Origin of the sequence: Acetobacterium sp., from assembly GCF_041752335.1 — a bacterium.
Taxonomy (GTDB): Bacteria; Bacillota; Clostridia; order Eubacteriales; family Eubacteriaceae; genus Acetobacterium.
This window is the reverse complement of the sequence record NZ_JBGSHG010000026.1, coordinates 1-24,744: the sequence shown is the minus strand read 5'-3', so window position 1 is coordinate 24,744 and position 24,744 is coordinate 1. Positions and strand designations below refer to the sequence as shown.

General features: G+C 42.4%; 20 protein-coding genes and 1 tRNA gene. 14 read left to right on the top strand and 7 right to left on the bottom strand.

The genetic code is table 11. The features are described 5' to 3' along the window. The first annotated feature begins 171 nt into the window (after positions 1-171). The 7 genes from ACEW8F_RS03625 to ACEW8F_RS03595 all read left to right on the top strand — a co-directional run bounded on the left by ACEW8F_RS03625 (position 172) and on the right by ACEW8F_RS03595 (position 10,478). Positions 172-1,011 (top strand): S1 RNA-binding domain-containing protein, encoded by an 840-nt coding sequence (locus ACEW8F_RS03625; RefSeq protein ID WP_373482108.1) that lies wholly within the window; start codon positions 172-174, stop codon positions 1,009-1,011. Continuing rightward, positions 1,001-2,176: a DUF362 domain-containing protein gene (locus tag ACEW8F_RS03620; protein WP_373482107.1), complete on the top strand. Its 1,176-nt coding sequence runs from the start codon at positions 1,001-1,003 to the stop codon at positions 2,174-2,176. The genes ACEW8F_RS03625 and ACEW8F_RS03620 overlap by 11 nt, the downstream gene beginning before the upstream one ends. 87 nt (positions 2,177-2,263) lie before the next feature. After that, positions 2,264-3,931, top strand: coding sequence for a biosynthetic-type acetolactate synthase large subunit (ilvB, locus tag ACEW8F_RS03615; protein WP_373482106.1), 1,668 nt, complete (start codon positions 2,264-2,266; stop codon positions 3,929-3,931). 11 nt (positions 3,932-3,942) lie between these two features. Continuing rightward, positions 3,943-4,440 (top strand): acetolactate synthase small subunit, encoded by a 498-nt coding sequence (gene ilvN, locus ACEW8F_RS03610; protein WP_373482105.1) that lies wholly within the window; start codon positions 3,943-3,945, stop codon positions 4,438-4,440. Positions 4,441-4,642: 202 nt separating this feature from the next. Then, positions 4,643-5,209, top strand: a complete 567-nt coding sequence (gene nuoE / locus ACEW8F_RS03605) for an NADH-quinone oxidoreductase subunit NuoE (protein ID WP_373482104.1) — start codon at positions 4,643-4,645, stop codon at positions 5,207-5,209. Further along, positions 5,206-6,957 (top strand): NADH-ubiquinone oxidoreductase-F iron-sulfur binding region domain-containing protein, encoded by a 1,752-nt coding sequence (locus ACEW8F_RS03600; RefSeq protein WP_373482103.1) that lies wholly within the window; start codon positions 5,206-5,208, stop codon positions 6,955-6,957. The genes nuoE and ACEW8F_RS03600 overlap by 4 nt, the downstream gene beginning before the upstream one ends. 14 nt (positions 6,958-6,971) lie before the next feature. Next, positions 6,972-10,478: a molybdopterin-dependent oxidoreductase gene (locus ACEW8F_RS03595; protein WP_373482102.1), complete on the top strand. Its 3,507-nt coding sequence runs from the start codon at positions 6,972-6,974 to the stop codon at positions 10,476-10,478. Positions 10,479-10,686: 208 nt separating this feature from the next. On the opposite strand, the gene ACEW8F_RS03590 is transcribed toward ACEW8F_RS03595, so the two are convergent. The 3 genes from ACEW8F_RS03590 to ACEW8F_RS03580 are packed head-to-tail and all read right to left on the bottom strand — an operon-like array spanning position 10,687 to position 11,962. Next, positions 10,687-10,989, bottom strand: a complete 303-nt coding sequence (locus tag ACEW8F_RS03590) for a hypothetical protein (RefSeq protein ID WP_373482101.1) — start codon at positions 10,987-10,989, stop codon at positions 10,687-10,689. 27 nt (positions 10,990-11,016) lie between these two features. Next, on the bottom strand, positions 11,017-11,760 hold the full coding sequence (locus tag ACEW8F_RS03585; RefSeq protein WP_373482100.1) for a DUF3169 family protein: 744 nt from the start codon (positions 11,758-11,760) through the stop codon (positions 11,017-11,019). 4 nt (positions 11,761-11,764) lie between these two features. Then, positions 11,765-11,962 carry a helix-turn-helix transcriptional regulator gene (locus ACEW8F_RS03580; protein ID WP_373482110.1) on the bottom strand — a complete coding sequence of 66 codons (198 nt, stop codon included), beginning with the start codon at positions 11,960-11,962 and terminating at the stop codon, positions 11,765-11,767. A 209-nt stretch (positions 11,963-12,171) separates the two neighbouring features. Here ACEW8F_RS03580 and polA point away from each other — a divergent pair, with 209 nt between their 5' ends. The 5 genes from polA to ACEW8F_RS03555 all read left to right on the top strand — a co-directional run bounded on the left by polA (position 12,172) and on the right by ACEW8F_RS03555 (position 17,748). Further along, positions 12,172-14,814 (top strand): DNA polymerase I, encoded by a 2,643-nt coding sequence (gene polA, locus ACEW8F_RS03575; protein ID WP_373482099.1) that lies wholly within the window; start codon positions 12,172-12,174, stop codon positions 14,812-14,814. A 12-nt stretch (positions 14,815-14,826) separates the two neighbouring features. Then, positions 14,827-15,432, top strand: a complete 606-nt coding sequence (gene coaE / locus ACEW8F_RS03570) for a dephospho-CoA kinase (protein WP_373482098.1) — start codon at positions 14,827-14,829, stop codon at positions 15,430-15,432. Between the two features lie 140 nt (positions 15,433-15,572). Next, positions 15,573-15,658 (top strand) — tRNA-Leu (locus ACEW8F_RS03565). Between the two features lie 188 nt (positions 15,659-15,846). Beyond that, positions 15,847-16,674 carry a DUF1002 domain-containing protein gene (locus tag ACEW8F_RS03560; protein WP_373482097.1) on the top strand — a complete coding sequence of 276 codons (828 nt, stop codon included), beginning with the start codon at positions 15,847-15,849 and terminating at the stop codon, positions 16,672-16,674. A 423-nt stretch (positions 16,675-17,097) separates the two neighbouring features. Then, a complete protein-coding gene (locus tag ACEW8F_RS03555; protein ID WP_373482096.1) occupies positions 17,098-17,748 on the top strand; it encodes an adenylate kinase in 651 nt (216 codons plus the stop codon). 215 nt (positions 17,749-17,963) lie between these two features. On the opposite strand, the gene ACEW8F_RS03550 is transcribed toward ACEW8F_RS03555, so the two are convergent. Next, positions 17,964-18,236, bottom strand: coding sequence for a DUF5661 family protein (locus tag ACEW8F_RS03550; protein WP_373482095.1), 273 nt, complete (start codon positions 18,234-18,236; stop codon positions 17,964-17,966). A 174-nt stretch (positions 18,237-18,410) separates the two neighbouring features. On the opposite strand from ACEW8F_RS03550, the gene ACEW8F_RS03545 reads away from it, so the two are divergent. Continuing rightward, on the top strand, positions 18,411-18,746 hold the full coding sequence (locus tag ACEW8F_RS03545; RefSeq protein ID WP_373482094.1) for a Rieske (2Fe-2S) protein: 336 nt from the start codon (positions 18,411-18,413) through the stop codon (positions 18,744-18,746). Positions 18,747-18,859: 113 nt separating this feature from the next. Here ACEW8F_RS03545 and ACEW8F_RS03540 read toward each other — a convergent pair whose 3' ends face one another. From ACEW8F_RS03540 to ACEW8F_RS03530, 3 genes are all read right to left on the bottom strand, one after another. Next, positions 18,860-21,421 carry a chemotaxis protein CheW gene (locus ACEW8F_RS03540; RefSeq protein ID WP_373482093.1) on the bottom strand — a complete coding sequence of 854 codons (2,562 nt, stop codon included), beginning with the start codon at positions 21,419-21,421 and terminating at the stop codon, positions 18,860-18,862. Between the two features lie 202 nt (positions 21,422-21,623). Beyond that, positions 21,624-23,180, bottom strand: coding sequence for a carboxylesterase/lipase family protein (locus tag ACEW8F_RS03535; RefSeq protein ID WP_373482092.1), 1,557 nt, complete (start codon positions 23,178-23,180; stop codon positions 21,624-21,626). Between the two features lie 82 nt (positions 23,181-23,262). Then, positions 23,263-24,522 carry a nucleotidyltransferase family protein gene (locus tag ACEW8F_RS03530; RefSeq protein ID WP_373482091.1) on the bottom strand — a complete coding sequence of 420 codons (1,260 nt, stop codon included), beginning with the start codon at positions 24,520-24,522 and terminating at the stop codon, positions 23,263-23,265. Positions 24,523-24,669: 147 nt separating this feature from the next. Here ACEW8F_RS03530 and ACEW8F_RS03525 point away from each other — a divergent pair. Continuing rightward, the coding region (locus tag ACEW8F_RS03525) for a hypothetical protein (protein ID WP_373482109.1) at positions 24,670-24,744 on the top strand (75 nt) is incomplete at its 3' end.

Here is a 24,744-nt window from a genome sequence, read left to right as displayed (position 1 = left end):
CTCAAGCGGGCAGGATATCCCAATTTTTATGATTATTATCTGCAAGTAACGGTGTGAACTCTGGAACCGCCGTATACCGAACGGTACGTACGGTGGTGTGGGAGGTCGGCTGATCAATTAATGGTCAGCCTCCTACCCGATCCTAGTTACTAAAATAAAAGAGGTTGAAAAATGATAGAAATAGGAAAAGTACAAACACTGACCATCGAACGGATTACACCCATTGGAGCATATTTATCGGACGGATTTGATACAACTGACGTGGTTTTGTTGCCAGAGAAAGAAGTGCTAAAAAATTCCAAGGCCGGCGACCAACTTGACGTATTTATTTACCGGGATTCTAAAGATCGGCTGATCTCAACAACCCGGGAACCGAAAATTCAGTTGGGCGAATTTGCAGCGCTTAAGGTTGCGGATGTTACCAAGGTGGGCGCCTTTCTGGATTGGGGATTGGAAAAAGATCTGTTGCTTCCATATAATGAGCAAACCGTCAAGGTCCAGAAAGGGCGGGATTATCTGGTTAATCTGTATACTGATAAAAGTGATCGTTTATGTGCAACCATGAAGATCTACCCGCTATTAAAAGTCGGTGCGCCCTACAAGCTGGGTGATTGGATTGAAGGATATGTTTACCAGATCAATCCGGAAATTGGAGCCTTTGTGGCCATTGATAATCTGTATCACGGATTGATTCTGATCAAAGATGCAAACTCTGATATTCATTGCGGTGAAAAGATCCATGCCCGGGTGTCCGAAATCCGAAATGACGGCAAGCTGGTTTTGAGTCCCAATAAAAAAGCCTACAAAGAAATCCCTAAAGATGCCGTTGTTATTCTCACTAAATTAAACGAAAGTCAAGGTTTTTTACCGTATAATGACAAAACAGAAGCGTTCGTAATAAAAAAAGAATTTGATATGAGTAAGAGTTCTTTTAAGCGCGCTGTGGGTAAATTACTAAAAGAGAAAAAAATTAGAATAACGGAAAGAGGCATTGAGAAAAATGGAAAATAAAAAATCTCGTGTTGTTATTATGGGGTGTGAATCCTATGATAATGAACTGGTTTATCAGAAATTGAAAGCCGCCATCGAGCTTCTCGGCGGGATCGGACAATTCGTAAACGAGCAAGAGCGGATTTTACTCAAACCCAATCTGCTCCGAGGAAAAAATCCAGACGCTGGCATTACCACCCATCCGGCAGTATTTGAAGCGATGATTCGATTGCTGCAAGAGGCGGATTGCAACCGCCTTGCTTATGGGGACTCGCCAGGTTTTGGCTCCCCCTCTGGAGCCGCTAAAGAAAGCGGTCTCGCTGCCATTGCGGCGAAGTATAAGGTACCCCTGAAAGAATTCAGCCAGGGTCAGCAGATGGATTTCTTTCTAGGCATTGGAACCAAGAAATTTGATATTGCCCAGGGGGTTTTAGAGAGTGATGCAATAATCAGTCTTTCAAAAATGAAAACCCATGGTCTGACCCGGATCACGGGAGCGATCAAAAACCAATTTGGTTGCGTGTATGGCTTGAATAAGGGGATGTCCCATGCGCATTATCCAAATGTCAGAAGTTTTTCAAAAATGCTGGTGGATTTAAACCGCTATCTCATTCCCAAGCTGAGACTGTTTGTCATGGATGGCATTATTGCGATGGAAGGTAACGGCCCGGCGTCAGGGAAACCCGTGCCAATGAAGGTGCTGCTGGTATCGGATGATCCGGTTGCGTTAGATGCGACCTTTGCAAGAATGATTGATTTGGATCCCACCTTTGTGCCAACCATCACCTATGGTGAAGAAATGGAATTGGGATACTGGACTGAAGAAAAAATTGAAATTCTGGGAGAGCCCCTTGAAAGGTTTTACAATCCTGACTTTGATGTGGTTCGTATCCCTGTTCATGAAGGTGAACCGTCGACCCTTTCAGCATTAAAACCGATTCAGAATTTCATTATTCAGAAACCTGTGGTTGATAAGGAAAAATGTATCGGTTGTGGGGTCTGCGAAGCGAGCTGTCCGGTTGAGAAAAAGGCGATCCGCATTGTGAAACGGAAACGGAGGAAATATCCCTTGTATTTTTACAATCGCTGCATTCGTTGCTACTGCTGCCAGGAAATGTGTCCGGTTGGGGCAATTTCAGTCAAAACCCCACTGCTGGGAAAACTAACAGTTTATAAAAATAATTAATTAAAATTCAAGGCGCTTCAATACAAAAATTTCTTCAACCAGACGAAAAATTGTCATTGACAAAATTCGGAAAATTGAATATGATAATTGGAAATACTTAAAAAGGGAGTGATTCCACTGTTAGCATCAAAATTAATTTTAAAATGTCTCGAACGAGAAAATGTTGAGTTTGTGTTTGGTTATCCGGGAGGTGCCCTGCTGCCTCTATATGAAGCATTCAGAACATCGCCGATTAAACATGTGTTAGTGCGAAACGAGCAGACAGCACCGCATTATGCGAGTGGATATGCCAGAGAATCAGGCCGTGTTGGCGTATGTTTAGCAACATCGGGACCTGGAGCAACCAATCTTGTAACCGGTATTGCAACCGCTTACCTTGATTCAATTCCAATTGTAGCTATCACTGGTCAGGTGGATCGGGCCCTTATCGGAACGGATGCCTTCCAGGAGGCGGATATCACCGGTGCGACCGCTCCCTTTACAAAACACAGTTATTTGGTTCAAAATGCGGCCGATATTCCCAGGATTATCAGAGAAGCCTTTCACATTGCTTCGACAGGCCGTCCGGGACCGGTTCTAATTGATATTCCCAGAGATGTTCAGCTGGAAAATGTCAAAACTGGTCTGACTTATGACAAGGTTGATATTAGGGGATATAACCCCAATTTAAATGGCCATAGCGGGCAGATCAAGCGGGCCATCAAAAAGATCAAAGAAGCGGAAAAACCGATCATTTATGCCGGCGGTGGTGTGGTACTGGGAAATGCTCACAAGGAATTGCTTGCTTTTGCGGAAGAAAACAATATTCCGGTGATTACCTCGCTGATGGGTATTGGTGCCTTTCCGGAAGATCACCCCTTATATTGTGGTATTGTTGGCAGCCATGGTTATAAGTATTCCAATGTGGTGATGAATGCTGCTGATTTAATTATTAATATTGGTGCCCGGATGTCCAATCGGGCCACATCCAATTTGACTAAATTCGAAAAAGATACTGATTTTGTCCATATTGATATCGACCCGGCTGAAATCGGCAAAAACATGGAAACGAATATCCCAATTGTGGGAGATGCAAAGACTGTTTTATCCGAACTGATTCAAAAAGACACCATTAAGGATCGTGCCGCCTGGCTAGCTGAAATAAAAACTATTCGCAGCGAAAACCCCCTAGTTTATGATGCCGATCCACCTTGCAGCGATCTGATCAATCCCAAAGTATTATTTAAGGACATGTCGGAGATGACCGCAGAGAATACCACAGTGGTCGGTGATGTTGGGTTAAATCAGATCTGGTCGGCATTGTATTATCCGATCATAAAAAACCGAAGATATTACACTTCTGGTGGTTTGGGGACCATGGGTTACAGTATCCCGGCAGCCTGTGGGGCATGTTTTGCAACCTTAGATAAACCCAAGGAGATTTTTATCGTCTGCGGAGATGGCAGTTTTCAAATGAGTATGGGTGAGTTGGGAGTGATCGCCGAACATCAGCTGAATGTTAACATTATTCTGATTACCAATACTAAGTTGGGAATGGTGCGGCAACTGCAGTTTGATAATTATGGTAAAGGACATTACAGCGGAACCGATATAGATTTCGATGTTGATTTTATGAAACTGGCCGAAGCCTATGGCATAAAAAGTTATAAGGTTGATAAAAATGCTGACTTTAACAAGGTACTTCCGGAAGCAATTAAACACCAGGGGCCAACCTTGATTCAGTGCCAGGTTCATCCTGATTTCATAAGGATTTAGGGAGAGTGATTATGGAGAAAAAAACCTGTTTATCATTATTGGTAGAAAATAATTTTGGTGTATTAAGCCGCATTTCAGGACTTTTTGCGAGACGCGGTTATAATATTGACAGCCTGACAGTTGGAACCACCGAGAATGCTGAGCTTTCCCGGATTACCATCACTGTTACCGGAGATGATCAAATTCTGACCCAGATAAAAAAACAACTAAATAAACTTATTGATGTGATTACGGTTATTGAACTGAAACCTGATGAATCCATTATCAGAGAGTTGGTTTTTATTAAGGTGAAAGCAGATGACACAACCCGTTCTCAGATTGTTGAGATTGCAAATATGTTTCGGGCTAATATTGTGGATGTATCGAGAGAAAGTCTGGTCATCGAAATTACTGGTACCCGCTACAAAATTGAAGGTTTCTTTGAAATGGTTGAACCATACGGAATATTAGAGTTTGTCCGATCTGGAGATACTGGCTTGCAGAGGGGTGGGAAAATTCTTTCTCACTAATAATACGAACAATGAACAGTTACGAACCGCTGAAATATTTTTCAGCGGTTCGTAACAGTTACGGTGCTTTTTAAATATTTTCTTTTTTTTACTTCTATTAACAACAAATATACAATTCTTTCTATATCAAAAAGTGTATAATTATGGAGACTAAAAATATAAAATAATGTTTATCTGCCGAATTTGAAAGGAGTTTTATTATATGAGTCATGAAACACATGAACATGGATGCGGTTGTGGCTGTCAGGATGGCCAACATAATCCTTTTGAGGAATTAAACCCAGTTTTGAATCACTACACCGATATTCCCGGTAGTTTAATTACTATCATGCAGAAAGCTCAAGAACTTTACGGATTTTTATCCGTTGAACTGATGCGCTATATTGCAATCGAAACCCATAACAGCATTGCCAAAGTTTACGGGGTTGCTACCTTTTATACCCAGTTTCGGTTTGAACCCGTGGGGAAATATTTAATTATGCTATGTCAGGGAACTGCCTGTCACGTTAATGGCTCAAAAATGGTAGAAGAAGCCGTGATGGATTTTCTTGAAATCAAAGAAGGAGAGACCACTCCAGATGGACTGTTTACATTAAATAACGTGGCCTGTCTGGGATGTTGCAGCTTATCACCGGTGATGATGATCAACGACGACACCTATGGACAGCTGACCAAAGACAAGGCGATCCATATTCTGGCCGAGTTAAAAGAAGCCGCCGGCAATAACGCCACCAGTTCAGAGACGATCACACAGGAGGTGATGGTATGAAAATCATAATCGGAGAAGGCAGCTGTGGGATTGCTGCCGGCGCCAATAAGGTTCAGGTCGCCTTTGAAGAAATCATCGCCGAAAAAGGCCTGGATCTACGGGTTGAAAAAACCGGGTGCATTGGCACCTGTTACCTTGAACCGATTGTTGACGTGGTTGACGATGGGGGAAAGAAAATAACCTTTGTAAATGTTACCGCTGACGATACCCGACGAATCATTGAGGATTATGTTCTTGGAGAAAACGAACTCAAAGAGTTGCAGATAGCGGAATCCGACATCACCATGATCGGCAAGCAGAAACGGATTGTCCTAAGAAATTCTGGTATCATCGATCCTGAGCGGATTGAAGACTATATGGCGGTGGACGGTTATCTGGCCGCAAAAAAATGTCTGACTGAACTGAGCCCGGAAGAGATCATTGACACCATCAAAATCGCCGGCCTCAAAGGCCGTGGTGGTGCGGGATTTCCCACCTGGTTTAAATGGGATGCGGCCCGCAAGTCACCGGGAAAAACAAAATATATGGTCTGTAATGCCGACGAAGGCGACCCCGGAGCTTTTATGGACCGTTCCGTTCTTGAAAGTGATCCCCATGCCCTGATTGAAGGGATGTTAATCGGCGCCCGCGCGATTGGTGCCAACGAAGGGGTTATTTACGTCCGGGCCGAATACCCTCTGGCCATCGTGCGGTTACAGAATGCCATCGATCAGGCCCGGGAAAAAGGTTTCTTGGGAGATAACCTCTTTGAAACCGGATTCAACTTTGACCTGCGGATTAAAGCCGGTGCCGGGGCCTTTGTCTGCGGTGAAGAAACTGCGCTGATCGCCTCACTCGAAGGCGAACGGGGGATGCCCCGGTTAAAACCACCCTTCCCGGCTCAGAAAGGCTACTGGAACAAACCCACCAACATCAACAACGTTGAAACTTTCGCCAACGTTCCCTGGATCTTCCGTAATGGTGGCGATGCCTATGCCGCTTTGGGAACCAAGGAAAGTAAAGGGACCAAGGTCTTTGCCTTAACCGGTAAGGTTAAACACGGCGGCTTGGTGGAAATTCCCATGGGATTAACACTAAGAGATGTTATTTATGAGATTGGTGGAGGGATTAAAGAAAATAAAGCCTTTAAAGCTGTTCAGATGGGTGGACCATCCGGTGGATGTATTCCGGCAGCCCTGCTTGATACTCAGATTGACTACGCTGAAATCACCAAAACCGGTGCGATCATGGGCTCCGGCGGGATGGTTGTCATGGACGAAAACACCTGCATGGTAGACATGGCCCGATTCTTCCTGGATTTCACCTGTAAAGAATCCTGCGGCAAATGTACCTACTGTCGGGTGGGAACTACCCGGATGCTGGAAATTCTTAATCGGATTACTCAGGGTGAAGGCCAAGACGGCGACATTGAATTGCTGGAAGAACTTTGTTATAAGATCAAAGACGGCTCGATGTGCGGTCTGGGTCAGACCGCTCCTAACCCGGTGCTAACCACCATTAAATATTTCAGAAACGAATATGAAGATCATATTTATCATAAAAAGTGTACGGCCAAAAGCTGTAAGCCACTGTTGACCTATACCATCGACGCTGAAAAATGCGTTGGCTGTGGGGCTTGCAAGAAGAACTGTCCAGTGGCTGCCATTGAGGGAGAAAAGAAAAAAGTCCATGAGATCGATCAGGATCTTTGTATTAAGTGCGGAAAATGTTACTCTGTGTGTAAATTTGATTCCGTCATCATTGATTAGAAAGGAGTGGGAGAATGAAAAAATACAATTTGAATATTGATGGAAAAGAAGTGTCTGGTTATCCAGGACAAACCATTTTAGAAGTTGCCCGGGAAAATGCGATTGATATTCCCACCCTGTGCTATGACGAACGACTGGAGATTTTTGGATCCTGCGGTCTCTGCGTGGTGGAGGTTGCCGGCATTCCCAAAATCTTGAAATCCTGTGCCACTGAAATCACCGATAATATGGTAGTCAATACCCGGACCCCTCGGGTGATTGAATCTCGCAAAACGAATCTGGAATTGCTGCTGTCAAAACACATTGGTGATTGTGTGGCACCTTGTAAACGGGCCTGTCCCGGTACTACCGACTGTCAGGGTTATGTGGGTCTAATCGCCAACGGAGAATTCGTAGAAGCCTTAAAGCTCATCAAAGAACAACTACCCTTGCCCGGTGCCATTGGCCGGGTCTGCCCTCATCCCTGTGAAACTGCCTGTCGCCGGGGGGAAGTGGATGAACCCATATCGATTGCCTGGCTGAAGCGTTTTGCTGCCGACTTTGATATGACCCATGAGATGTTCGTGCCGGAAATCGCTAAAGCCACTGGAAAATCCATTGGCATCATCGGTGGTGGCCCCGGGGGACTCACGGCGGCTTACTATCTGATCCAATCCGGCCACGCCGTCACAATTTATGATGCCATGCCTAAAATGGGGGGAATGCTCCGCTACGGCATCCCTGAATATCGATTACCCAAAGGGGTGGTGGATGAAGAAGTGGGACTGATTGAAGAAATGGGCGTTGTTTTTAAAAACAATACCCGGGTCGGTGTCGATATTCCCTTTGAAACCATCCGGGAAAATCACGATGCTGTTTATGTTGCCTTAGGTGCCTGGACCAGTTCCGGATTACGGTGCGAAGGCATTGATGCCAAAGGGGTCATCGGTGGGATTGAACTGCTGCAGCAGGTGGCTAATAACGAACCCATTGTTCTCGGTGAAAAAGTTGCCATCGTTGGCGGTGGTAACACCGCTATGGATGCCTGCCGTACCGCACTGCGACTCGGCGCTAAAGAAGTCTATAATATTTACCGTCGAACCAAAGCTGAGATGCCAGCGGAAGAAATTGAAATTATCGAAGCCGAAGAGGAAGGGGTCATCTTTAAGAACCTAACCAATCCCATTGAAGTCATTAAGGGTGATGACGGACAAATCGTTAAAATCCGACTGCAGAAAATGGCCCTCGGGGAACCCGATGCCAGCGGCCGACGTAGCCCGGTACCGATGGTCGGTGAAGAAGAGGTTATTGACATTGATACCCTGATTCTGGCTATTGGCCAGGGGATCAACCCCAAGGGGCTCGAGGGACTGGAACTGACAAAATGGAATACCGTTCTGGCCGACGAACAAACCTTTAGAACCAATCTGGACGGAGTTTTTGCTGGCGGAGACTGTATCAACAGCGGCGCCTCCATCGTTATTCAAGCGGTTGGCGATGCTAAAAAAGCTGTTCCTTTTATCGAAGGCTATTTAAACGGCGAGACCATTACTTATCACGAACCTTATTTTGTCATCAGGGAATCGGTGGATCAGGATTATCTCGAGGGCATCAAGAAAAATAAACGTCCAGTGATGACTCACCTGGCCCCAGATGCCAGAAACAATAATTTTTTGGAAGTGGTAGAAGGTTATGCTCCGCTGCAAGCCATTGAAGAAGCAAAGCGCTGCCTTGAATGTGGTTGTCAGGATTTCTTTGAATGTAAATTAGTCGCCTATGCAAATGAATATGACGTCAAACCTGAACGTTTCAAAGGGAAAAATCCGGAAGCAAAAATACAGGACGATCATCCCTTCGTGATTCGTGATAACAGCAAGTGCATTACCTGCGGTCTCTGCGTTCGCGTTTGTGAAGATATCGTCGGCGTTTCGGCCCTTGGGCTGGTGGATCGGGGTTTTGAAACCATTGTGGAACCGGCGTTGCGCCAGCCTTTAAAAGATACCGGCTGTGTCAGCTGTGGTTTGTGTATCTCTGTTTGCCCAACCGGTGCGCTCAGAGAAGGTCTGGTCGGAATCAAACAAGTGCCGATGAATACAGTAAAAACAGAATCCACCTGTGGTTATTGTTCAGCCGGTTGCCAGATCATTATCGAATCCAAGGGCGACACCATCATCAAGGCTGTTCCCCAGGATAATCATATCGAAATTAATCAGGGGGTTATGTGTGGCCGCGGCCGGTTTGGTACCAACCTGGTTCAGTGGGGAGATCGTCTTACCACACCACTGATTCGCAATAAGCAGGGGGAACTGACAGAAGTTAGCTGGTATGATGCTTTTGTTACCGTTGCAAAAAAATCCCAAAGTATTGCTGCCCGTTATGGTAGCAATGCCGTAAAGATGGGGATTTCGCCTAAGTATACCAATGAAGAAATTTTCAACATGACCGAACTGGCTAAGGTTCTTAGAGCTGAAACTTTCAGTTTTTCTAATCGGGAACACGGCGAAGATAAGGTTCTCCAAGGTAATCGTTCTATTGGAAACATGAATGCTATTGTAACCGCGGATACGATACTGGTGCTAGGAATGCTTCCAGTAAATAATCCCATTGTCAAATACAAACTGACACAGGCATCAAAAAATGGCGCCAATATCTTTGTGATAAACCACTTAGAAAACGGTTATGATCACATCGCCGATGAGTTTATCACCGAATGCGATGATCTTGAATTCCTGGGAGAAATCACCAAGTATGTCATTGAAAATGGTAATCTAAAAACAGATGTGCACAATCTTGATGCATTAAAAACATCACTGGCAGATTTTGATATCTGTGACGAAGCTCAGATCATTGGGGAAGGCCTGGTCAACGCCAAGAATCTGGTAGTAGTTATGGGTGACAAATATGTCACTGCAGAAGCTTCAACTCTGGTGGCAAATATTCTCGGTCTTCTGGGAAAAACTGATGGGAAACGCAGCGGTATTTTCAGAGTAGCTGCTAAAAACAACAGTCGCGGTTTAAAAGCCCTGGGTGTCGTTAACACACCAAAGATTTTGGAAAAGGCTAGAGCACTGCTGCTCTTCGGTGAGGAACCCAATGCCGATCTTAGTGGTTATGAGTTTTTAATGGTCCAGGATACCCACCTGACTTCAGCAGCTGAGAAAGCTGACGTGGTGTTACCGGCGCTGGCCTTCCCGGAAGTCAATGGAACCTTTGTGAATACCGAAGGACGATTGCTTAAGGTGAAGAAGGCGGTGAATAATTACCTGGGAGTGAACAACATTGAGATGGTTCAGGCGATTGCTGAAATGTTGACGAAAGAACCTGGCGCGGTTTGTCCGGGTAAGATTTTAAAAGTGATTGGAAAAACCAATGAAGCGTTTAGAAACGTCAACATTGGTGAGATTCTAAACACCCAAGATGCTGATGTGGTCAGGGCGGAACTTAAACCCTTTACCGAAGGACGTCTCTTCACCGAGATTCCTTATACCGATTACCTGATGAATGAGATTCAGGGGAAATTGAATCAAGTTATCAAACATTAAATTTCATTTGTTATGAAGTTTCGAAAATTGAATAATTATTAGTAATCACAACTACTGATAATTTATTCGCAACATAATCGAGAGAGACTGAACAACCAGGTCTTTCTTTCGTACAAAAAGTACCGTTTTGATAGCATGCATATCAGAACGGTACTTTATTTAAGATTGAATAATTAAAAACTAAATTAGAGATGTTTTTGTGGTGTCGTTAATCTTCTTCGCAGATCATTAAAAATATTTCTCGGGCGACACCAATAAGGTTGGTTTGATCTTCAAAGGACAGGTTTTGTATTTTTGAAACAATGGGATCATTTCCGGAATACAATGTATCTGCTTCCATCACTACTTTCATTTGAGTGGGGGATATATTTGTCATTTGGTATGAAGCCGGATTAAGCGTGATACCGATCTTTCTGTCGTTTTTTATAAACTCCATTCGATTTCCGCAAACAAGACCTTGTTCAAGATAGGTCCATCCTTCGCGCTGGGCTTTAGCTAATATTTTTTTCATTATCGACTTCTCCTTAATGAGCGTTAATTATTGAACATTGTCCAACTGACCATGTTGAAACCGATTGGCTGATATAGAATAAATTAGGGTTTGAGTTATCCATAGAAACCCAATTAACAAATAAGGAAAGATACCAATATTCATAGCAATGGAAACGAGCAGGCAAATGGTAAGGACACAGCAGTAAACAAAATTCATCAGCTGATAGCAGCGGTAAGAAGCCTTATAAATCACAAATTTTTCAGCTTCGTCACAGCTTTTCAGCCACTCTTTGTCGAAATTAAAGTCAAGTGGGTTTCCCTTTTTTTCAGGGTATAAGGTTTTTGTCAATTTTAGGGCAAGTACAGTCATGGTTAAAGTGAACGCCATATTAACCAAAAAAATCATCAGGCCAACAAGCTTAAATTCTGTCATAAAACCAGTAACAGTGATGCCAAACAGGCAAAAGCCACTAATCATGGAAACTGAAATCAATGGAAATAAAACTCCCAGCTGATGGTCGATCTGATCAAATAGGACATCGTCATTTTCGTTTAATCGTTTTAATTTTAGCTTGGCAGAGAAATAGAGAATTAAAATAAGCAGTGCTGATAGACCAAGAATAATCGCCTGGATTGTTAAATTATTATTAATTATGAAATTCTGGAAATTAATCAGACTTTGGATGATGGCGCCTTCGCCGTGAATAATACTGCCCCCCAGTAGCCCCCCAATAAAAGCAGAAATGACCATAACAACAAAAAATTTGATAGTCGGATTTAGTTTCTTCATAAGATTACTCCTCTTCATACAAAAATAGTTCTTCAACAGTTGTGCTAAAAACTCTGGCAATTTTTAGCGCCAGAATTACCGACGGGGAATAATCCCCCCGTTCAATCAGGCTAATGGTTTGCCGGGATGCACCGACCAGCTTTCCCAAATCAGACTGATTCAAATTGTTTCGGGCCCGATATTCTTTTAAACGGTTTTCCAGTCCCATAATGGCGCCTCCAGAGTCTAGTTTTTATTTGTCAATAAAATTTGTCATTTTGACAATAATAGTTGTCAAAATAATTATAACTCTGACAATGATTATTGTCAAGTGTGCCGTTAAAATTTATTCATTGTTCAATCCGCAATACTTTTGGTATAATATCTATACTTGTTTTATTAAGCAGAAGTAGAAAAAGAAAGAGAGATCAAATGAAAAGTATCTTAATCGATGGGAACAGTCTTTTTTACCGGACCTTTTATGCCATCCGGGAAATGTCAAATTCAAAGGGCATACCGACAAATGCCATTTATGGTTTTGTTAACATATTAGTTAAAATACAAGAGGAATACCAGCCTGATTATTTATGTGTAGCTTTTGACTTAAAAGGGCCAACCTTCAGGCATCTGGCCTATAATGACTATAAGGGAGGGCGTCAAAATATGCCAGAGCTGCTGGCGGAACAGTTTTCTATTTTAAAAGAGCTGCTCAGAAAGATGGATATCGCCATTGTCGAACTGGAAGGTTTTGAAGCTGATGATATCATTGGAACCCTGGCGACGATCGGATCAGAAAAAGGGATCGAAACAGAAATCATCACCGGTGATCGGGATGCCTTTCAGTTGGTTGGGCCGCGGATTAAGGTGTTGTATACAAAAAAAGGTATCTCCCAATTGGAAGAGGTGGATGAAGCCTGGGTCCAGAATCAGTATGGACTAAATCCCAAAGATCTGATTGATTTAAAAGCGCTGATGGGAGATAAGTCTGACAATATTCCCGGAATCGCCGGAATTGGGGAAAAAACGGCAATTAAGCTGGTTCAGCAGTACGGAAACCTGGAAAAGATATATGAACATATCGACGAGCAGAAAGGCAAACAAAAAGAAAAAATAATAGCGGGAAAAGATGACGCCTTCATGAGCCGAATGCTGGGAACGATAAAATTGGATGTTCCCTGGGATGGTGACTATGAAGAACTGACCTTCCATAATATTTTTAATCCGGAGAGTATTGCCTTACTTAAAGAATTGGAATTCAATACCCTGCTGTCAAAAATTGATGCCGCTGAAGCGGTGGAAACCATTGAAAAATCAGTGGCGTTTCACTGGATTAAAACAGCCGTAGATATGGATAGCTTGTTCAACGATTTGGGAAACACCAAAGAAGTGATCATCTATTTTCATGAAGAAGCGCCACAGATTTATCTAGCTCTGGAAATCGCAGATCGCTATTATTATCTAAACCCGGTGGCTGTTTTTGGCTTGAAATTCTTTGAGAAATTCAAAAACCTGCCCAATATCACCACATTGGCTATCATCAGTCAGGATTTAAAGAATCTGATCCATATTTTTCATAAAAATGACATCAACGAAGTCAATGAAGCCTTTGATACCTATATTGCCACCTATTTGTTGAGTCCTGGCGATCAGCGCTATGATTTAAAATCAGCTGCCTATCAATATCTCAATCGGACCATTCTGGATGACGAGGAAATGTTCGGAAAAGGTAAAAAAACGGTGCCAGCTGAAGGTCTGAATGAACAGCTGTTGGCTGATTATATGATCAAAAACTGCGAAACCATCAAAGACTTAAAAACCGTTCTGGAAAAAGAACTCCATGCTACTGATATGATGACCTTGTTTAAAACGATTGAGATGCCGTTGCTGGAAGTGATGGTATCGATGGAAGAACTGGGGTTTAAAATTGACTTAAGCCAGCTGGAAGTTCTGTCCAGCGAATTTGAAAACAAACTTACCAGTCTCACCAGTGACATCTATGAACTGGCTGAAACAGAAGCTTTTAACATTAATTCACCCAAACAATTAGGCGAGGTTCTGTTTGAACAATTAAAACTGCCGGTGGTGAAAAAGACCAAAACGGGCTATTCAACCAATATCGAAGTGTTGGAGCAGCTCATCCATTTTCATCCAATTATTGAAAAAATAATCGAATATCGGATGCTGTCAAAGTTGGATTCAACCTACGGCCGGGGTCTTATGGCCTTTGTTGAGACAAAAACTCATAAGATTTATTCAACCTTTAATCAGACCGTGGCGGCAACCGGACGACTCAGCAGTTCCAATCCTAATCTACAGAATATTCCCGTAAAGACTGAAATGGGACGAGCGATCAGACGGGTATTTGTGCCATCGACGAGCGATCGAATTCTGGTCGATGCCGATTATTCGCAGATTGAACTGCGGGTTTTAGCTCATCTTTCCGGTGATGAGAATCTGATCGACGCATTTAAAAAAGAACAGGATATCCACACCCGCACCGCATCAGAGATTTTTGGGGTCCCCCTGGATGCGGTCACCAGAACCCAACGCGGCCAGGCCAAAGCCATCAATTTTGGACTAATCTACGGCAAACAGGCTTTCAGTCTGGGTAAAGATCTGGGGATCTCCAGAAATGAAGCCCAGGATTATATTAATCGCTACTTTTCCCGCTATCCCAAGGTCCAGGCCTATATGGAGAATGTCAAACAGCAGGCCAAAGAAGAAGGGTACGTCACCACCATCTGGGGAAGAAGACGTTATATTCCGGAAATGAACTCCCGAAACGCGATGCTGGTTCAGGCCGGGGAAAGAATGGCCTTGAATACGCCCATTCAGGGAAGTGCAGCGGACATTATCAAGCTTGCTATGATCAAGGTATACAACCGCTTAAATGCGGAAAATCTGCAAGCTGAACTGATCTTGCAAGTCCATGATGAGTTAATCATCGATACCCCCCAAAATGAAAAAAAACAGGTGGAGCGACTGATTAAAGAAGAAATGGAAGGGGCAGCGGAGCTAAGTGTGCCGCTGACCGTTGATGTAAACACCGGGATGTCCTGGTATGATGTGAAATAGCAGGAGCAGGTTATGAGAGTAATAGGAGTAACCGGCGGGATTGCGTCAGGCAAATCGACCGTCACAGATATTTTGAAGAAACGTTTCAATTACATTGTTATCGATGCCGATCAATTAGCCAGGCAGGCTGTGGCGCCGGGGAGTCCTGGTTTACTAAAAATAGCCGCAGTCTTTGGGCCGGAAGTCATCAATGCGAACGGCGAATTAAACCGCAGCCTGATGGGAGAGCTGATCGCCAATGATGAACAAGCCCGAAAAAAACTCAATGCCATTGTCCATCCCGAAATAAAAAAACTGTATGATCAGCAGATTGATTTTTACCAACGGTCTGGGATACCCACAGTTTTTTATGATTGTCCGCTACTTTTTGAAACAAATCTGCAAAATACCGTCGATGAGACGATTCTGGTGGTGGCAGACAAAGAGATTCGCATCGGTCGGCTAATCGAAAGAGATAAATTGACGAGAGCCCAGGCCATTAAACGAATCGATATGCAAATGTCAGACGAGGATAAAATCGCACTGGCTGACACAATCATTGAGAATAATGGCAGTCTTGATGATTTGCTGATCACAACAAATATTTATTTTACCAGACAAAAGCTCCTGGTGAAATAAATATCAACAACGAAAGAGCATTGTAAATAAATTTTTAAAATCAAAAAAATAATAAATTTTTAAAAATCAAAAAAATAGTTGATATTTTAGCTTCACTCCTTTATAATAAGAAAACAGGGTCAAAATGCCTGTTACTTAATGCGAGGATGGTGGAACGGCAGACACGCAGGTTTGAGGGATCTGTTGCAGCAATGCAGTGAGGGTTCAAATCCCTTTTCTCGCACCAATATTAGAACAAAAAGTCGATTGCGTACAGCAGTCGGCTTTTCTTTTTATCATCGCAAAAAGCAGGAGTAACGGGCAATAGTCGTCGCGTGTTGAGGAAATTAAGTTAAAAAATAGGATTAATTGTTATGATAACCTCGTTGTACACTAATTGACTTATAAAGAGTCAGTGATTATGCGAGGTGAAGAATGAAAAAGAAAATAGTATCAGGAATTTTAGCGATAGTTTTATCAATGGTACTGGTGAGTCCGGTGCTGGCGGATTCAAAAAGCGCCTGTGTCGCCATTGGCGCCGATAATACCGAAGCCCAACTCAAAACGGTGTACGGTTATTTCGATATCAAAAGAGGCGATGTAGAAGAAACCGTGGTAACCAATGAGGATGAACGGGAATATTTAGAGGGGGCGGTGTCCCTTGATAAAATTGGAACTCTGGCGCTATCCAGCGTTTATGTTCAGGAAGAAACAAAAGGGGGAATCGATCTGGAAACCCATAACATTGACTGGGTTACTGATGAGATGTATAAATCGGCATTGGGAACCGCAGGAATCAAGAATGCCAAAGTGATTGTGGCAGCCTATACACCGGTATCTGGAACAGGTGCGTTAACAGGTATTTACAAAGCTTATGAGGCAGCAACTGATACCAGTCTGGACGAAGCAGCTAAAACAACAGCTGTCGAAGAAGTGGTAGTGGTTGGTGAACTGCAGGATGCTATTGGCGATGATGCGGTTAATATTATCAATAGCCTAAAGGGCGAGATTGCTCAAACTAAAACGATGAATGATGATGAAATTCGGGAACTGATTGTAACGACAGCTGAAAAATATGACACCGTTTTGGATGATCAGCAAATTGAAGAGATCCTAACCCTTGTTAATAAGTTTAATGAGCTGAATATGGATCCCGATACGTTTATCAAATTGATGGAAGCTGGCCAGGAGACCCAGGGTTTTTTCCAGCAGGTACAAACCTTTTTTGCGGAAATTGGGAATTTTTTTAATAATTTGAAATAAGAATCAGAAAAACATGCGGTTAACGAAAAACGTCATTGTAATCAATAATAGTATAATGACGTTTTTTCTGCCCGTTTTAATAGTCTATAGGCAGTTAAAAATACTATTGACAAAAATTAGGTTAAAAGATATCATCGTAGCTAAAGAAACAAACTTTATTTAGATAAAACAATTCTTGTCATTAAAAAGGTATCCAGGCACATTCAAGAAAGAGTGGGCTGATAAAGGTTTCAGCGGAAGGACTATCATCAGTTTTGTACCAATATTTTGCTTGCAACAGGGAATGGTCCGAACATTCGGGTTTTTAGAAACGGCGATTGCGAAGTCAAACCTTTTGATATCTGCCTGGGGGATCGTCAAGCCCTCAATATTATGGTAGTTGATTTTGCCAGACAGGACAATTTAATTTTGGAGGTTAGTTTTTTGAGGATTATTTTATTAGGAACACCCGGTGGGGGAAAAGGGACCCAGGCAAAACTTATTTGTGAACATTTTGATATTCCGCATATTTCCACCGGGGATATTTTCCGGGGGAAAATTAAAGAAGGAACCCCAGAAGGCAAGGAAATAAGCACGTATACCGGGAAAGGTCAGCTGGTCCCAGATCGCCTCACGATCTCTCTTGTAGATGAACGATTAAAAAAAGATGATTGCATAAAGGGCTTTCTACTGGATGGATTTCCCCGGGATGAAAAGCAAGCTGAGGCCCTTGAACTGATAATGAAAAAAAAGAATCAACAGATCGATTTTGTTTTTCTAATCGATGTGCCAAAGGAAATTATCGTCGATCGTATTTTAGGTAGACGGGTCTGCCCAAAATGCGGGGAAAGCTATCATATAAAATACAATCCACCAAAGCTATCGGGAATATGCGATGTTTGCGGGACTTCATTGATTCATCGAGCTGATGATCAGGAAGAAATTATTTTAGACCGTTTAGCCATTTATAATCTAACAACAGCGCCGATATTGGAGTTTTATGAAGAAAAAGGAATTCTTCATAAAATTAAGGGAGATGGGGGAATTCAGGATATTTTCGCCCAGATTAGTATGGTGTTAAAAAAAGTACAATGATAATGCTCGCTGGGAAAATGAGGCTCGAAGCTCTTGTTTTTCTGATTGGTTACTTCAATTAAGTAGTTCATTCGGCAATTAGCTGCTTAAGCGTCAAAAAACATTTTTGTTTAATGGATCACATATATCATAACAAAGAGAATCCCTGAATTTAAAGGATTCTCTTTGTTTATTTACGGTTGAATTTTGGATGGATTAACAGTTATAAAAAATGGTCATTTACCTTCCCAGAATGCTTCAGCTTCTTTTTCCATTTTTTCAAGGCGAGTATAATAATCAGGAAACTCATTTAAATGAGCCAGGGCAATTTTGCCGGTCACAAAAGGATCATCTCCGGTTACGTTTGTGCGAGAATTATCAGTACCGTGCTCAAGCTCAACATCCATTCCCATTCGAAACTGCTCAATGTCAAATTTACTCCAACTAATTCCAAGCATTCTGCCAGTTTCTTTTGCCTGTTCGGTGGTAAATACTTTTTTTGCTGACATAAAATCACCTCTTCTTAAAATTTTGAAACATAACCATTATTGTTGGATTCATAATTACTTAATCTCATTATAGGCACAATTTAAAAATTTGTCAATCAATCAGCAATGGTGTTTTGTTTTGACGTTTAATTTAAGGGTAGATAAATAATAATAACTCAAAAAATGGAGGGAAAAATGGGATTTCAAAAAGTTGCTGAAATACAGGAGTTTGAAAAAACTGAAAAAAAGTTGGTTGAATTGGAAGACAAAAAGATTTTACTGACAAAGGTGGATGGATCTTATTATGCCATATCGAATAAATGTCCCCATATGGGAGGATCTTTGTATAAAGGTACATTAGAAGATGGGGTCATCACCTGTCCAAGACATGGAGCAAAGTATGATGCTAAAACTGGCAAAGGTCTGGGGAAACCGAAGATATTATTTTTGGAATTTAAAATGGAAAATGAGGATAGTTATCCGGTGAAGGTTGAAGATGGCGATATATTGATCGATATTAACGGGGAGTAAACTTTAAAATGAATAAATAGCACGGGTGTAACAAAGTTATTTTGTACCCGTGCTTTTTTTTGAAAAATAAGGTTTGCTTTGCTTTGCTTGATATTTTTTATTCGCTAATTTATTTACAGGGCTTCGAGCATCGGAAGAGCCGCTTCCAGATCTTCATCGACCTGGTTTTCTACCAGTTTTTCCAGAATAATCTGAGGATCCATTTCCAGAATGGTTCGGTCGGAACCATCGGTTAAGCAAATAATGCCAGTAATAGCCGAAGAAATTTCTACTGGTTGAATATCATTCAAATTGATTTCGAGGACACTGACCAGCTTTTCAACCTGAATGGCGATCATTTCATCATCTGTCAGCTGCAACAATAGCAGATGAGAGGCGTTCAGGCTGGGTTCATCTTTATCGAATAAAGCAAGGGCATCGACAACGGCATAATAATGATCATTAAATTCTACCGCACCGCGGATTACCGCGTTGGTCCCTGGGACTGAAATGGTCTTGCTGGCTTCCAAGGCTTCAACAACGTAAGACTGTTCCAGACCATAGACCTGGCCATTGATGACAAAGGTGGCCAATTTTTTATGTTCGTTTGTCATTGAAAAGGCGAAGTCAGACTGTTCAATTTCTTTATCATTCGATTTGTTAATGGTAATTTCAGCATAATCTGCCATTTTTTCAAAAACAAAGGCGATTACATCATTATGATACCCGTCTGAATTTTTATATTCGCGATAACAGGATGAGCAGGCACAACCAATTGAGTAATAACAGTTTTCGTAAACTAGAATCTCGGATCGGGTTTTGCCGTTTGGTACGGTGAACAGCTCATCTGGTAAATCGAGAATTTCACCTACTTTATAAGTATCGTTAGTTGTTGAGTGAATCATTTTTTTACGGTCTGCAAATACAGCAAAGGAGTTGTTATCAGAATGGAGCGATTCTTCCAGAATCGTTTTAAACTGATCTTCGCTGTCAAAGACAATGCCAATACCGCCAACGGTGCGGTTATAATTATTAAAGTCAGTAATGGAAGCACCGTAAATATAGGTATGACGATGATCATACAATTCTGTTTGTTCAAAAGGGGAAACAAAATACTTGTCCTGTTTGGCATTTGCTAAAATTTCATCGATGTAGGGAGCGGTGAGGGTTTTGCCAATGTCCTCGGTGCGTTTGGGATTGGATACAGCGATAATGGTTCCGGTTTTGTCAAAAATAAACAAATTGCTGTAAACCGTATACAGATCATTAATGTAAACGAGGATATCTGTCAATTGTTTTTCATCGGTAGTGGTTATCACATCTTTGGCCAGAATACGTCGAATCGTCGAATCCAATGCCCACCAACGGCAATCATTGGCCCGTTCGTAGAGATTTCGATCCATGATATCCACTGACAGAGAGGCTAAAAAACTGGTGTCGACAAGACTGGTTGACACAACCGTCGAAAACAGGTTGGAAACGGAGCTCTGAAAAAGACTGCTGGTATTAGTGCCTATCCGTCCAATGGCTCTTAAAATCGGTTTAAGCCGCGAATATTCGGCATCAATGCTGTCATCTCTGGCAATAATCTGACCGTTGTAGACAATCCGTTTGAGTGATCCATTAATGGTTTGGGTTTTATTGATAATTTCATTCAGTTCGGTTGAAAATGAATCGGCCTGGTGCATCAGACCGGCTGTAACAGCTGAATCAATGCTTTTTAGATTTCGGTTATCCCGGAAAGCCAGATGGAGGGGAATCATCACATGACCCTTCCAACCCAGACCATAATATTTCTGATAACCCTGGGTAGCGATGGTTTTTGAAATATAATCGGATCCCCGATAGTAGACAACCCCATTGACGCCAGATTCAACGGGTTCAACGATGATACCGGTGGGAACATGATTTTCATCACTGCTGGCGATTACCATGTTTGTGTCGTCGATGATGGTCATCACAGAGCCATCATAATCGTTGGTCAGTTTTTCAAAGATTTGCGCCATTTCATTTTCAAAGCGAAAACATAAACAAATCAGACCAATAGCCTGGGAAGTTCCTTCACGGCAGATTCGGCTGGAAAAAATATGGGAGTTCTTGTCACCGTACTGGAGTTTTGAGTTTTTAAAATACTCCACAAAGCTCTGTTCGCCATCCATTGTTTTGGTTAGGTTAGGTCCTTTAATCTGTTTTCCCAGGATATCATTTTGTTCATCCAGATTTGCCAAGACCCGATAATTATTGTCAAGCACGATAATATCTTCGTAAACGGAATATTTTGCAACATAATCACGCATTCGCTTTAGAATTAAGCTGCGGTCACTGTCAGTGCGGTCCTTGTTTTCGACAAAGCAGCGAATGTCGTCATCAGTTGCCAGAAAACCAATGTCAGCAGTTCTTTCAAACAGGTTTCGAATTAGGATATCGATGGCAACCTGTGTTTTTGAAATGATTTTTTGCTCCATTTTTTTTAGTTTTTCGGAAACAAGGGTGTCAATCAGTTCTTCCTGCAAGTCAATAAACCCATTCTGGATTTTTGTCATATTGGGAAGAACACTTTTTGATTGGATGGGACAATTGATTTCGGAAAGCAGTTTAATATTATCCCACTGGTCATTTAAATCAGAGATGCTTTTGTTGCATTCCTGAACATCTGGCATATAGGTTAAAAAATCCTTTTGATTATATATTATCATTTTCAATCTCCTCACTTAATGAAAAAGATGCTTAGTGGCATGGCTATCCCAAGTTAAGCATCATTGCTATCATTTTATTATGAGCTAAATGTATCATTATTTTTAGTATTTTGCAAGTTAATATACAAAGAAACGCAGTTCAGAAAAGCATTTCAGCAATTATTTTGAATGCCAATAAGTCAGTGAAGTTTGGTCAATAATCTTAGTCAAACATCAGCCCTTCCAGGAATTCCAGATCATCCTGGTTAGGCAGATTTTTACTGGAAAGTCGAGCGTCAAAAACCATGATGTATTTATTCTCAGGGTCGAATTTTGGCCAGATGATCTGACCCTTATATTCTGCTTTGAAATTGGGATTGCCATACTTGATAAAATTGACCCAGGATTGTTGCATAATCCAGGATAAATTGCTGATCTTGGTGGCGCGACGCTGTCCGATGCCATTGCCAAAAACGAAGGGCAATTCCATGCCATGGGCTGTGTTCAGTCCAACTATTTTCAGGATCGTCGGATCAAAATCGAAATTGTAAAAATAGACATCTTCTCCCAACTGTGCGTATTCTTTTGCCATCATCACCATCCCGATTAGAAAAGCAGAATAGGTATAAATTTCCAGAGCTCGGTCCAGAGGTGAGTGATCACCATCAACAAAAAAGTGATCCATTGCTATAGGTGCATTTTCAGGACCAAAGATATGATAGCAGAGCATCTGATAAATCCCCAGATTGGTGTGGCCCTTAATGAACAAGGATGATTCATCGGTATTATAGCCGATCAGAATTTTAACCGGGTTGACTTCGCCGTTTTTCAGGGCCTTGACCGGGTCTTTGGGAAGAACAACCCCATCGTATACCGGCCAGAAACCAAAGGCATTAGGAACCGTGGATTGATCAGACTTGACGATCGAGAGGGCAGCAAAAATATCGCCAGGAAGGGCTCTCAGCTGCGCCAGACCATTTGGGGAATCTTCAATGCCGTAAAGGTCGCAAAAGAGCTTTCCATTATCCATGGTTTTTTGTAAATCGCCACGGTTAAGTACAGAAAAAGCTGAAATTGAGAAAATAGATCCGCTTTCAACCACAGCCTGATGAAAAAGTCCCTTGGCCAGCGGCGACAGCATCAGCGCGGTGACACTGTAAGCACCGGCGGACTGACCGCCGACCGTGACTTGATCGGGATCGCCGCCAAAGGTTTCGATGTTATTCTGGATCCAATGCAGGGCCTGGATCTGATCCAGTAAACCGTAATTGCCGGTGGTTCCAGCTTCCTCAAGCAAGCCCCGGGTGGCCAGAAAACCCAGGGCTCCCAGGCGATAGTTGATGGTAATTACCACCACTCCTTCCTGAGCCATTCGACCGCCATCATAAACCATTTCTGAACCAGAGCCCGAAGAAAAAGCACCGCCATGAATAAAGACATAAACCGGATAGCGTTCTTCAGTGGTGACGGCTGGGGTCCAGACGTTTAGAAACAGACAGTCTTCGCTTTTACCGTCCATTTGATAGGTGCCCGGGGAATCAACGGTAATACCGCCCATTTGCAGCGAGGAACTGCCTGGACTTGAACAATCACGGACCTCTTCCCAGGGTGGCATCGGTTCGGGTGCTTTAAAACGGCGGTTACCAATGGGCGGCATAGCATAGGGAATCCCCTTATAGCAAGACACACCCCGTCGGAATTGGCCTTGAACAGGTCCGCAGAGGGGTTGGAGGATCGGCTGCTTGGGTAGATCTGCTTTTTCGTTTGTAAAAAATGGCATAATGTTCTCCTTTGTATTTGGGTAACTAGGATCGTTGTGGAATAGTTGAACAATTTATGGAAGTTATGAATCAATTATTTTTTTAACCTTTTTGATTTGGATATTGAACCGGACTCTGAATGTAATCCCGATGATAACAGTATCGAGTCTCGTAAAATTGATTATGAAAGTCAGTGGCGCGACAGTCGTAATAGAGCATTTTATTTTGGAGGGGACTCAATGAAAATCGGCTTTTTTTCAAACTGTTTAAAATAGGTAACTGGCCTTTATCCTTAATCGCTTTTAAGATCGCTTTACCCGGTTCATTAAAACCCAGTACCCGCAGATATGGGACAAAAGATTCTGCTTGAAAAAGGTTTAAGACCTCTTTATCCAGTTCCAGGAGCCGATTACATAAGATCCGGCGGACCCGTGTTTGGGGAATCCGTTTAGAGATAATCCCATTGACACATTCGTCCAGAGTTGTTGCAGTTTTTAGCGCATCTCTGATTTTGTGTTCCAGACCTTCACTGACATAGGGGGTGTTTTTCAAATGCTTTACATCATTTGAAAGTATTTGCAGGCGCAGGGCATTGAGGAAATAGTCGTCACCCCTGGGATTATAATTCTTTTTAAAGGGCAGAATTAGATCATCGGCAAAATAGGGAAGTTTGTTGTCCAGTGCTTCTAAGATAGCTGACGCGGATTCCGGGTGGGCAAGGGCATCTTTTAAAATGGTCCGAATTCCGGTGGCGCTAAGATACTTTGAAGGTAAAAGACTGTGATAGTCTGCTCCTTGTCGCTTAACGGTTATTGAATTGATGTCGCTTCGAGATTTGTGAAGCGCTTTTAAATATTCGAGAGCGAGGATATTATTGGGTGTTTTTAAAAGGTTGCCAGCCTCATCGCCCAAAAAAGAGCGGATCGCCAGTTCTCTAGCTCGGGGAAAGGATACCCCAGATGACAACTCCTGTTTAAGGAAGCTTTTAAACTCAGCTGGTTCCTGAACGAGTATTTCGGCCAGACTGGTCAGTGGGCGGATATGCCCGAATTCAGAACCAAAGGAGAGGACATCAATCACCCCAGTGGCGTTAAAGATCTTAATCCCCCCGTGAGCAAAGGCTTCGGCACTTTGGCAGGCATAGCCAAAGGGCAGTTCACAGACTAGATCAACACCGGCGGACAGGGCCAGTCGGGTGCGTTCCCATTTGTTTAAAACAGCAAAGTCTCCGCGCTGAGTGAGGCTGCCGCTCATTAAAACCATAACAGCATCGCATTGACTTGCTTTTTTTGAAGTTTCGATTTGCCAGGCATGGCCCATGTGAAACGGATTATATTCAGCAATAATACCAAGAATTTTCATACTAGCCTCTCTTTTGTTAAAAAAATAGCAAATTTTCATTTATTATCGAAATATGACAAAAAAATAATGGTATTCTTTGCGTATTACTGTTATTATATAGAACGTATGAAATGTAATCAATAAAAAACTAAAGGAGAGTAATTATTAATGAATGTACTTGTTATTAACTGCGGTAGTTCTTCACTAAAATATCAGTTGCTTGATATGACCACTGAAGAAGTT

Coding starts and splice junctions, on each gene's coding strand:
- ACEW8F_RS03625 (WP_373482108.1), top strand. CDS start 172: ATGATAGAAATAGGAAAAGTACAAACACTGACCATCGAACGGATTACA.
- ACEW8F_RS03620 (WP_373482107.1), top strand. CDS start 1,001: ATGGAAAATAAAAAATCTCGTGTTGTTATTATGGGGTGTGAATCCTAT.
- ilvN (WP_373482105.1), top strand. CDS start 3,943: ATGGAGAAAAAAACCTGTTTATCATTATTGGTAGAAAATAATTTTGGT.
- nuoE (WP_373482104.1), top strand. CDS start 4,643: ATGAGTCATGAAACACATGAACATGGATGCGGTTGTGGCTGTCAGGAT.
- ACEW8F_RS03600 (WP_373482103.1), top strand. CDS start 5,206: ATGAAAATCATAATCGGAGAAGGCAGCTGTGGGATTGCTGCCGGCGCC.
- ACEW8F_RS03595 (WP_373482102.1), top strand. CDS start 6,972: ATGAAAAAATACAATTTGAATATTGATGGAAAAGAAGTGTCTGGTTAT.
- ACEW8F_RS03590 (WP_373482101.1), bottom strand. CDS start 10,989: ATGAAAAAAATATTAGCTAAAGCCCAGCGCGAAGGATGGACCTATCTT.
- ACEW8F_RS03585 (WP_373482100.1), bottom strand. CDS start 11,760: ATGAAGAAACTAAATCCGACTATCAAATTTTTTGTTGTTATGGTCATT.
- polA (WP_373482099.1), top strand. CDS start 12,172: ATGAAAAGTATCTTAATCGATGGGAACAGTCTTTTTTACCGGACCTTT.
- coaE (WP_373482098.1), top strand. CDS start 14,827: ATGAGAGTAATAGGAGTAACCGGCGGGATTGCGTCAGGCAAATCGACC.
- ACEW8F_RS03560 (WP_373482097.1), top strand. CDS start 15,847: ATGAAAAAGAAAATAGTATCAGGAATTTTAGCGATAGTTTTATCAATG.
- ACEW8F_RS03550 (WP_373482095.1), bottom strand. CDS start 18,236: ATGTCAGCAAAAAAAGTATTTACCACCGAACAGGCAAAAGAAACTGGC.
- ACEW8F_RS03545 (WP_373482094.1), top strand. CDS start 18,411: ATGGGATTTCAAAAAGTTGCTGAAATACAGGAGTTTGAAAAAACTGAA.
- ACEW8F_RS03540 (WP_373482093.1), bottom strand. CDS start 21,421: ATGATAATATATAATCAAAAGGATTTTTTAACCTATATGCCAGATGTT.
- ACEW8F_RS03535 (WP_373482092.1), bottom strand. CDS start 23,180: ATGCCATTTTTTACAAACGAAAAAGCAGATCTACCCAAGCAGCCGATC.
- ACEW8F_RS03530 (WP_373482091.1), bottom strand. CDS start 24,522: ATGAAAATTCTTGGTATTATTGCTGAATATAATCCGTTTCACATGGGC.